This is a genomic window from Candidatus Synechococcus spongiarum SH4 (assembly GCF_000586015.1).
Taxonomy (GTDB): domain Bacteria; phylum Cyanobacteriota; class Cyanobacteriia; order PCC-6307; family Cyanobiaceae; genus Synechococcus_B; species Synechococcus_B spongiarum_F.
This window is the reverse complement of sequence record NZ_JENA01000060.1, coordinates 1-8,256: the sequence shown is the minus strand read 5'-3', so window position 1 is coordinate 8,256 and position 8,256 is coordinate 1. Positions and strand designations below refer to the sequence as shown.

The window sequence follows — 8,256 nt, the reverse complement described above, 5'->3', positions numbered from 1 at the left end:
CCTTGCACACAAGATCCGGAATGCGGACTCGTTTGCGCTTTACGTCCTTCCAGAGCTTCCTGTCCATGGCGCCACGTTCGAGTTCAACGATTTGATGCCCTAGCCTTTCCAGATCCTGGGCCACATATCGACTGCCAACAGCTCCAAGGGCGATCTTCTCGAAGAAGCTGGAGTCAGGTTTGAAGGCGAGAGGCGGCATGGTGACAATCCAACCCAATGGGCTATGCCCAGAGACCGTACCTGAGTCTATTAGGCGCCCCGCCCGACCAAGCCGCATAAAGAGCGGATCTCTGCATGGAACGCTCCCTGAGGGGACAAGCACCTGCGGCTGAGGACCACCCCCAGCCAAGCCATGCTGTAATAAGCTCTACCCCCGGCCCCCCACCCCGATGGCGCTGCACCTGCCGCCAGAGGCCTATCTCTGGTTCAAGACCTTCCACGTCATCGGGGTGGTGGTGTGGTTTGCCGGGCTGTTCTATCTGGTGCGCCTCTTCATCTACCACGCGGAGGCGGATGCCCTCGGCCCCGATGCCCAGGCGGTGCTCAAGCCCCAATACACGTTGATGGAGAAGCGGCTGGCCAACATCATCACCACCCCCGGCATGGTGGTGACGGTGGCCATGGCCGTGGGTCTGTTGGCGGCCAATCCCGGTTGGCTTCACCAGGGCTGGTTGCACGTCAAACTGGCCTTTGTTGCCCTGCTGCTGGCCTACCACCTGTTCTGTTATCGGCTCATGGGGCAGTTGCAGCAAGGGATCTGCGCCTGGAGCAGCGGTAAACTGCGGGCCCTCAATGAAGCTCCCACCCTGCTGCTGGTGGTGATCGTGATGCTGGCCGTTTTCAAGGGCCAATTCCCCACGGGCTCCGCCACATGGCTGGTGGTGGCCCTCGTTGTTTTCATGGCGGTGGCCATTCAACTCTATGCCCGTAAGCGTCGACGGAATGCGGAGCAGCAGGCCCTCTCCCAGGGCGCCTGACGTTGGCTCCTTTTCCCATCCCCTGGTCAAGGTTCTGGCGACGGTGGACCGCCATAGCTGCCCTGGGCGGTTCAATTTTCATTGCCACACCACCTGCAGCGACGGCAGCTTGACGCCTGAGGAGTTGGCGGTTCAGGCGGTCGAGTTGGGGTTGGAGCATCTGGCGGTTACGGACCACCACAGCCACCGGGCCTACCCGCTTGTGGAACAAACCCTGTCGACGTTGCAGCGGCACGGGCAGGCCGTCCCCAGGCTTTGGCGCGGTGTAGAGATCAGCGCTGTTCTCAAAGGTTGTCTTGTCCATATTCTGGCCCTGGGGTACGGCGCGGAGGAGCCGCTGACGCCCTATCTCCAGGGGGAAGCGGTCTGTGGGGAGGCATTGCAGGCCGGGGCCGTGGTGAGGGCCGTTCACGGGGCGGGCGGCCTGGCTGCCCTGGCTCATCCGGCCCGCTACCGCCTGGATTTCCGTGTGCTGATCCGGGCGGCCCAGGGGTTGAAGTTCGATGCGGTGGAGACCTGGTACGACTACGATATGGGCTCCCGGTGGCGGCCGTCCCCCTTGATTTGCGACCACGTGGATCAACTGCGTCAGGAGCTGGGGCTGCTGGCCAGTTGCGGGACGGACACCCATGGCGCCAGCCTGAGGGGGCGCTGAGGGCGGCAGCGGGGCACTGCCTTTGCGCATCGTTGCAAAATGGCCCGCTTGGCCACGGCGCCCTGGATTTTCTCTAGAGTTTCTTCATTGTTTGCCCCCGGCCCAATGGGACTGTTCGACCGGTTTCGCGCCAAGCCTGGCCAGGCTGAAAACGCCAGTGACAAGCCCTTCTTCCTGGACAACGACGCGGCGCAGACCGTAGGTGATATGTCCTACCTGCGCTCCTCCAACACCATCCGCCGCACCTTCCCCAAATCAGCCTCCTCCCCGAACGGGGGGGAAGTGGTGCAGGAGGTGGGCGCCATGGCGTCCCGGGTGACCAAGGCCACGGGTGGGGCGCTGGAGGCCAGGGCAGCCGCCGGAAGCACCGGCCCGGCGCCGGTCACTGCCCCCAACCCGGGCAGCACGGTGCGCAAAACCTTTGCCCAGACCATGAGCCCCCAGGAGTTGGCCCAGCGGCTACGGGGTGGTTCCGTGAAAAAGAAGAAACAACCCGCCGCCACACCCCAGCAGGGGCGCACCGTGCCCAGAAGCGCGGCCAGCAAGAAGCCGGGCTCCATTGATCCCTTTCGCTCCATGGTGCGGGACGTGACCGGCTGACCACACTCCCTAACCGCGCTCCAGGTGGGCATCCACCTGGCGCACCAGCGCTTCAAGGGCCTGAATCTGCTCCTTGTCGGCATCTCTCCAGAGGCCACGGCGGTGGGCCTCCAGCAGCCGCTCTCCCATTTCCTGGAGCGCCCACGGGTTGGTGCGGTTCAGGGCGGCCCGGCTGTCGGGCTCCAGCAACCATTGCCCGGCAATGGCGCCATAGGCCCAATCCGGCGTGGCGCCGGTGCTGGCGTCGTAGGCAAACAGATAGTTCAAGCTGGCGCTCATCTCGAAACCGCCCCGATAGCCATGGCGGCGCATCCCCTCCAGCCAGCGGGGATTCAGCAGTCGTGAGCGGATTACCTTGTCCAGTTCACGGGCCAGGCGGTGGATCCGCGGGCGCTGGGGGCGGGCATGGTCCCCAAACCAGAGGGCAGGGGCCTGGCCCCGCAACTGGGTGACCGTCGCCGCCAAGCCCCCCTGGAATTGGTAGTAGTCGTCGGAATCCAGCAGGTCGTGTTCCCGGTTGTCCTGGTTGTGAAGCACCCCGTCCACCTGCCGCAGCCGGTCGCACAGACCGTCCCGGTCTTGCTGTACCTGCAGTGTACCTGCGGCATTGCTGCTGTAGCGCCACTGGCTCCAGTTGAGGAAGGCGGTGGCCAGATCCGAGGCGCTCTCCCAGGCGCCGCTGTCCATCAGACCCTGCAAACCGGCGCCGTAGGCCCCCGGCGCCGAGCCGTAGATCCGCCCCAGGGCCGTGCCGGTGGTCTGCCGTAACAGCAGGCCGGCCCGGTGCATCAGGTCCACCAGATTGGGGAATGCATCCCGGAAGAACCCGGAGATCCGCAGCGTCACGTCCACCCGGGGGCGGTCCAGTTGGGCCAGGGGGATCACCTCCAGATCCACCACCCGCCGTTGCCGGCCGTCCCACACGGGCCGCACCCCCATGAGCGCCAGGGCCTGGGCAATTTCATCGCCGCCGTTGCGCATGGTGGCTGTCCCCCACACACTCATGGCCAAGTGACGCAGGGGCTCCCCCTGCTGTTGCTCATGGTGCTCCAGCAACAACTCCGCCGCCCGGCGCCCCAGATCCCAGGCGGCTTCCGTGGGCAGTCCCCGCAGGTCGATGCTGTAGAAGTTCCGCCCCGTGGGCAGCACCTCCAGACGGCCGCGGGTGGGGGCACCGGCAGGTCCCGGGGGGATTCGCCCCCCCGCCAAGCCACGGAGCAGGGACTGCTTTTCTTGAGACGGGCAAGCATCCAGACGGGGCGCCACGTCGGCGGCCACCTGCTCCAGACAGTGGCGGCTGCGGGGACCCGGCGCCGTGGCCTCCCCCTCCAGCAGCGCCAAGCCCCAGTCCTCCAGCATGGCCATGGCGTCACCGGCACAGCGGGCCGTGGCGGGAAGATTCAGCCGTTGCCGATCTTGTGGGCTCAGGGCCGCCCCCTCTTCACTGGTCCAGGGATCCAGCGCCAGGCCAAGATCCAGGGCCATGGCCTGGGTGAGACCGGGCTGGTCGCCCCGGGGGCACCGGGCCAGCGCCAGCAGAAGCTCCAGCCGCTGTCGGGGCTCCGGCGCCATTCCGTAGCGATGCAGCCCCGTGCGAATCTGGGCTTCCTTCAATTCACAGAGATAGCCGTCAGCCTGCTCCAGCCGTTGATCCAGATCGCCGTCAGCCTCCAGGTGGAGCGCCGCCAGCAGCCCATCCAGTTCCCGGCGCAGATGGGGCGCCCGGTCGCTGCCAAGCTGCAGCGCCTGCCAGTACTCATCCAACCGTTGCTCCAGGAGGGCCTCCTGGCCGTGGAGACCGGCCCGGGCCAGGGGCGGGGTGAGATGGTCCAGGATCAAAGCCTGGCTGCGGCGCTTGGCCTGGGCCCCTTCCCCCGGATCGTTCACGATGAAGGGATACAGATGGGGCAAGGGATCCAGGACCAAGTCCGGGAAACAGTTGGTGGAAAGGCCCACACCCTTGCCCGGCAGCCATTCCAGGTTGCCGTGCTTCCCGAAGTGGATCACCCCGTCAGCCCGATGAACCGTTTGCAGCCAGTGGTAGGTGGCCAGGTAGTGGTGGGTGGGTGGCAGATCCGGGCTGTGGTAGCTGAGTTGGGGATCCCGCTCATAGCCGCGGCTGGGCTGAATCAACACCACCACCGCGCCAAAACGGCAGCCATGGATGGCAAAGCCCTCGGCTTCCAGATGGTCGTCCTGGTCTGGCGGTCCCCAGCGCTCCAGCACCGCTTGCCGCGCCGGGGCGGGTAGCCGGGCAAACCAGGCTTCATAGGCCTTCAGGGGCAAGTGGGCCATGGGCGCCAGGGGCAGGCTGCGGGGATCGTTGCTGCGCCCCATGGTGAGCCTGTGGATCAGTTGATCCCCGTTGCTGGGCAACGTCCCGGTTACCCCGTAGCCCGCCGCCGCCAGCCAACCCAGACAGGCGGCCACACTGGCTGGCGTGTCCAGGCCCACCCCGTTGGCCAGGTGGCTGTTGCGGGTGGGATAATTGGCCAGAACAACGGCCAGCCGCCGCCGCTCCGGTGGCGTGGCGGCAAGCTGGAGCCAGGCCCGCGCCCACCGGGCGCACCAGGTGAGCCGCTCCGCCACCGGCGTGTAACGAAACAATGGGCAGTCCAGTTGCGGGTGCCGTTGCTGCGCCTCCTTGAAGCTCACCACCCGCCCCAGGAGCCGGCCGTCCAATTCCGGCAACACCACCTGCATCCCCAGATCCCGGGGTCCCAGACCCACACTGCTCTCTTGCCAAGCTTTCCGGGAGCCGCTGCTGCAGACCATCTGCAGCACGGGGCAATCCAGCTTATCCCAGAGGGTGGCGGCGTCCTCCTCCGCGCCCACCCCTGCCGCCGCAAAGCCCGTGGTGGCGAGCGCCAGCTTCACCCGCTGCCGGCGCCAGAGGGCCACAATGCCGGATTGAATCCCCGGCGTGCGCAAACCACTGATCAGCAGCGCCTTGGGGGCCAGGCCCGCTGCCCGCAGGCTGGCCAGCGCGGCATCCACCAGGGCAACATCGCCCGCCTGGGCCAACGCCCGATAGAACAGGACCCCCACGGCCGGTCCCCGGTCGGTCTGGCGCCAGTCATAGGGGAGGGGATCCGCCAGGGGCGCCGGTCGGGGGATCCGGGGTTCGGCCCCGGCCGCCAGGTCTTGCAGCGCCGCGGCCACACCCGCCAGGTTGTCGGTCCCACCCCAGCGGAGAGCATCCCCCAGGGCACGGGTCAGGGGCGGGGCGGTGCTGCTGAGGCTCTCCAGCGCCGGATCCGGCGCCACCCCATCCAGCACCACCAGACATCCCCCGGCGGCCTGCCACTCCTGTAGACGCTCCAGGCCGTAACTCCACACACTGCGCCCCCCCAGAAGACGCACCACCACCACCCGGGCAGCAGCCACGGTGGTGCGAAGGTAGTGGTCCACCACGGCGGGATGGGCCAGGGCGGCAACGTTCAGGCCCCGCATGGCACATGGTTGGGGGGACCGCTCCAGCACGGTGGCCATGGTGGCCAGATCCGTATCCGAGGTGGTCAGCAGCAGGATGGGGGCGGGATCCTGCTCCACCAACAGGGCGCCGACCTGGCCGTCGTCAACGCCGGGAAGGGCTGCAAGACGATGCATGGGAAGATCGGATCACACCACCACGTCACCACAATGCATGGGTTTCTTCCCTATGTCTGGTTTGAGGGCAAATGCCGACCCTTTGCCGAGGCGAAGCTCTCCATCGCCACCCACGCGCTCCACTATGGCACGGCGGCGTTTGGCGGTCTGCGGGCCATTCCGGACCCCAGCGGCCCTGATCGGATGCTGTTCTTCCGTCTGGACCGCCACGCCCGTCGGCTGAGCCAGAGCGCCGGCTTTCTCAACGCCTCCCTGTCCAGCGAGGAGATCGTTGCCGCCGTGGACGCGGTCATCAAGGCCAACCGGCCCCGGGCGCCCATCTACCTTCGCCCGCTGGTGTACACCAGCGATCTGGGCATTGCCCCCCGCCTCCACAGCATCGAGACGGACTTCCTCATCTACGGGCTGGAACTGGGGGACTATCTCTCCCCGGAGGGGGTGAGTTGCCGTTTCAGTTCCTGGACCCGCCAGGAGGACCGCTCCCTGCCCCTGCGGGGCAAGATCAGCGGCGCCTACATCACCTCGTCCCTGGCCAAGACCGAGGCCGTCAAAAGCGGCTTTGACGAGGCCATTCTGATGAACAGCCAGGGCAAGGTCTGCGAAGCCTCGGGAATGAACATTTTCATTGTCCGGGACGGCGTGCTCCACACACCGGGGGTGAACCAGGACATCCTGGAGGGCATCACCCGGCTCAGCGTCATCACCATGGCTCGCTCCATGGGATACGAGGTGGTGGAGCGGGCCGTTGACAAGACGGAACTGCTCCTGGCGGAGGAGGTGTTTCTCACCGGCACCGCCGCCCGCATCACCCCCGTCGCCGCATTGAAACCACGGAATTGGCCGGCGAGCGCCCCGTCATGGAGCGGCTCCGCCACCGCCTCCAGGCCATCACGGAAGGGCGGGACGAGGAATTCCGCCATTGGGTCACGGGGGTTTCCACGAGTGGTGCGTAACATCAAGCCCACCGCCTCCATGAACCATGGCCCCTAGCGCTGACGTCGCCAGCGCCTTTCTGCAGCGACTCCACAGTCCCGAGCGGCCTGTTCTGGTGTTTGACGGGGGCACGGGCACCTCCCTGCAGCGCCATGACCTGACCGCCGGGGATTTTGGCGGCCCCGAGCTGGAGGGTTGCAACGAGCATCTGGTGTTCACCCGCCCCGACGTGGTGCAGGCGGTGCATCGCAGCTTCCTGGCGGTGGGTTGCGACGTGATTGAAACCAACACCTTCGGTGCCACGCCTCTGGTGCTGGGGGAATACGGCCTGGCCCACCAGGCCTACGCCATCAACAAGCGGGGGGCGGAATTGGCCGCGGAGACGGCCGCCGAGTTCAGCAGGGAGGAGAAGCCCCGCTTTGTGGCCGGCTCCATCGGACCCACCACCAAGCTGCCCACCCTGGGACAGGTGGATTTCGACCGGTTGCGGGCTGATTTCGCCCTGCAGGCCAGGGGGCTGATGGATGGGGGCGCGGATCTGCTGCTGCTGGAGACCTGCCAGGACGTGTTGCAGATCAAGGCGGGTCTCCAGGGTCTGGAGGAGGCCATGGCGGCCGTCGGTCGCCGGCTGCCCGTGATGGTGTCCGTCACCATGGAGACCACGGGCACAATGTTGGTGGGGGCCGATGCCGCGGCAGTGGTCACCATTCTGGAACCCTTTCCCGTTGACGTGCTGGGGCTGAATTGCGCCACCGGGCCGGATTTGATGAAACCCCATGTGCGCTACTTCAGCGAGCAATCCCCGTTTGTCATCAGTTGCATTCCCAATGCGGGTCTGCCGGAAAACGTGGGAGGCGTGGCCCATTACCGGCTGACCCCCATGGAGATGCGCATGGCCCTCCACCACTTCGTGGAAGATTTGGGCGTGCAGATCATTGGGGGCTGTTGTGGCACCACCCCGGCCCATATCGAGGCGTTGGTGCAACATTGCCAACACTTGCAGCCCGCCCCCCGCCCTGTCCGCCAGCGGGGGAACAACGGAACGTCCCCCTCGGGTTACCAACCCGCTGCCGCCTCTATTTATACCAACACCACCTATCATCAAGACAATTCCTTTCTCATTATTGGCGAACGTCTCAATGCCAGTGGTTCAAGAAAAGTGCGGGAACTTCTCAATCAGGACGATTGGGACGGCCTGGTGAGTATTGCCCGGCAGCAGGTGAATGAAAACGCTCATCTTCTGGACGTGAACGTGGATTTTGTAGGCCGTGATGGCGTGAGCGACATGAAAGCCCTGGTGCAACGCCTTGTCACCAACGTGAATCTACCGTTGATGCTGGATTCCACCGAATGGCAGAAGATGGAGGCGGGCCTGAAGGTGGCCGGGGGCAAGTGTATTCTCAATTCCACAAACTATGAAGACGGCGAGCCACGATTTTACAAGGTGTTGGAGTTGGCCCAGCGGTTTGGCGCCGGTGTGGT

General features: G+C 65.9%; 6 protein-coding genes and 1 pseudogene. 5 read left to right on the top strand and 2 right to left on the bottom strand.

The window, feature by feature from the left end:
* The coding region (locus tag BG35_RS13605) for a hypothetical protein (protein WP_236619772.1) at nt 1-199 on the bottom strand (199 nt) is incomplete at its 3' end.
* 196 nt (nt 200-395) lie between these two features.
* Between BG35_RS13605 and hemJ the strand changes: the two genes are divergently transcribed.
* The 3 genes from hemJ (at nt 396) to BG35_RS0104235 (ending at nt 2,232) form a co-directional block, all read left to right on the top strand.
* Nucleotides 396-977 carry a protoporphyrinogen oxidase HemJ gene (gene hemJ / locus BG35_RS0104245; protein WP_025781844.1) on the top strand — a complete coding sequence of 194 codons (582 nt, stop codon included), beginning with the start codon at nt 396-398 and terminating at the stop codon, nt 975-977.
* On the top strand, nt 922-1,632 hold the full coding sequence (locus tag BG35_RS0104240) for a PHP domain-containing protein (protein ID WP_236619771.1): 711 nt from the start codon (nt 922-924) through the stop codon (nt 1,630-1,632). Before hemJ ends, BG35_RS0104240 begins: the two co-directional genes overlap by 56 nt.
* A 105-nt stretch (nt 1,633-1,737) precedes the next feature.
* Entirely contained in the window at nt 1,738-2,232 is a 495-nt protein-coding gene (locus tag BG35_RS0104235) for a hypothetical protein (RefSeq protein WP_025781842.1), read from the top strand.
* A gap of 9 nt (nt 2,233-2,241) precedes the next feature.
* Here BG35_RS0104235 and cobN read toward each other — a convergent pair whose 3' ends face one another.
* Nucleotides 2,242-5,841: a cobaltochelatase subunit CobN gene (gene cobN / locus BG35_RS0104230; protein ID WP_025781841.1), complete on the bottom strand. Its 3,600-nt coding sequence runs from the start codon at nt 5,839-5,841 to the stop codon at nt 2,242-2,244.
* Nucleotides 5,842-5,874: 33 nt separating this feature from the next.
* Here cobN and BG35_RS10230 point away from each other — a divergent pair.
* Nucleotides 5,875-6,794: pseudogene (locus BG35_RS10230) on the top strand (branched-chain amino acid transaminase).
* A gap of 26 nt (nt 6,795-6,820) precedes the next feature.
* Nucleotides 6,821-8,256: homocysteine S-methyltransferase family protein (locus BG35_RS0104220; RefSeq protein WP_025781840.1), on the top strand; the 1,436-nt coding region annotated here is incomplete at its 3' end.

Bases quoted from the DNA above. Each gene is read 5' to 3' on its own strand.
- BG35_RS0104240 (WP_236619771.1), top strand. From the start codon at position 922: ATGCCCGTAAGCGTCGACGGAATGCGGAGCAGCAGGCCCTCTCCCAGG.
- BG35_RS0104235 (WP_025781842.1), top strand. From the start codon at position 1,738: ATGGGACTGTTCGACCGGTTTCGCGCCAAGCCTGGCCAGGCTGAAAAC.
- cobN (WP_025781841.1), bottom strand. From the start codon at position 5,841: ATGCATCGTCTTGCAGCCCTTCCCGGCGTTGACGACGGCCAGGTCGGC.